Consider the following 1728-nt stretch of genomic DNA (forward strand, 5'->3'; position numbering starts at 1 on the left):
CAGCAATTCCCGGTGAATGCCGGTGTCGGTGGCATTGGAGGGCAAATCGACGCTTTTGTTGACGAACCGTTCAGCAGTTGCCGCCCCTGGGAGAATTTTCGCCGAAATTTCTCCACCTTGGGATGATCGACGCCACTTCTGGTCACTGACTAACGGCGTTTTCTTGCGGTTACGGCACAACGGTAGCCATTCGCTTGGTTGAATCCAAGCATTCAGAGTCATCGGCAGCTTGAAGTGAGCACCAGCTAGGCAGGCGGAGGCTTGCATAACCGACCCGTCGCGATGGCCCGGTAGAGTTCAGCGAAGCTTGAGAATTGAAAATGGCGCAGATGACTGCGAATCGATTCCCACAAGCGGATTCGCCGACCGGACTGTCGCACGGCCGCTTGAAACAAACCACAGCACGCCTCTTGGATCTGGTCCACCGCAAAGGCAAGAAACATCAACAATGCGAGTACCGTCGTCAGGTTGACTTTCCCATGACCGTAGTTGTGTTCCAGATCATAGCCTTGGTGCTTGAGCGTGTTGAATGTTTCGTTTTCCACACGCCAGCGACTGCGACCACCACGCTGGTAAAGGTTTAAACTCTTCTGACTTAAATCTAAATCCGTCACCCAACTGAAGCATTGCAGAACTTCGCCGCTATCGCAGTCGAGTTCATGATGCTGAAGGAAATTGACATGAACATCTGGGTTGGACTTGTTCAGTTCCAATCCTTCGATGTACTGCGTCTGACTGTCGAAACATTTTGTTCCCTTGAACACCCGAGCGTTTTGCACGCGCGTCGCATCGCGGTCCATGGCATCAATGACCTGATTGTAGAGATGTGCATGATCACCCGGTTTTGCACCTAGTAGGTAGTGCATCTTCGCGGACTGCAGATCGGCAATGTGCGGTGCGTTGCTCGCCAGTCCATCCTCGATCACCAAGAAATGAAGTTTTGGGTGTTGTTTCCGCACACGCTGTATTAAACGGCCTGTCGCGTTACGTTCGCAATCATTTTTCTTCTCGCCATCGGAACGGATGATCGGTTCAACCGCTAAGGGTAGAACCTGCCTGGTCTCGGGATGGACCAGCACGGCGGCGACGACCTGATGATAGAACTGTTCCTGGCCGCCTTTCTTGCGAACTAGGCACTGGGGGCAAGAGATTTTGTCGCTGCAGAAGTAGCCGGAACCGTCGATCGCCAGCAGATAATACTTTCCATCGAACAACCATTTTTTGAGTTCACCGCTACGCTGAACTTCCCAGAACAGATCCGCGAAGCACTCGTGCAGTGGTTGGATGTCGATGCCATCGAGGATCTCACGCATCTGCGTGTCGCTTGGAACGGCGCTGATCTTGAATGGTTTTTCGATATGCAACTCTTTTTGATGATCCTGGTAGGAGAGCATCGACGGTTCTTTGGTTGCGAACATGGCGAAAGCACTCATGAGCGTATCGACCATGGGATACTTGCAAGAGGCTTGGCGTCGCCCGTCGCTGACGTCTTCGAAGCGTCGGCGGAGGGTGTCGTGAAGTGCGTCTGCGGAAAGCCCGCGTCGCGGTTTGGGAGGTTTTTTGGGCACAATCATAGGACATCCGTGGCGAGAATTTTCACCATTTTGCCGCGCCCACGCTGCCTAGCCACCCCCAAGATGGGCCGCGACTACCATCGCGACATGCTAGCAAAACAATCGCTAAAAAACCCCGCAAAAACCAAACCCGGCGAACTCGCCGGGAATTGCT

The 1728-nt window shown here is 53.3% G+C and carries 2 protein-coding genes; both read right to left on the reverse strand.

Annotation, left to right across the window (positions count from 1 at the left end):
- Window positions 1-222, reverse strand: a 222-nt coding sequence (locus tag RE6C_RS32910) for a hypothetical protein (RefSeq protein ID WP_236618216.1), incomplete at its 3' end; no start/stop codon positions are given.
- 23 nt (window positions 223-245) lie between these two features.
- On the reverse strand, window positions 246-1574 hold the full coding sequence (locus RE6C_RS14485; RefSeq protein WP_008657670.1) for a hypothetical protein: 1329 nt from the start codon (window positions 1572-1574) through the stop codon (window positions 246-248).
- Between the last annotated feature and the right edge of the window lie 154 nt (window positions 1575-1728).

This window comes from Rhodopirellula europaea 6C (assembly GCF_000338295.1).
GTDB classification, from domain to species: domain Bacteria; phylum Planctomycetota; class Planctomycetia; order Pirellulales; family Pirellulaceae; genus Rhodopirellula; species Rhodopirellula europaea.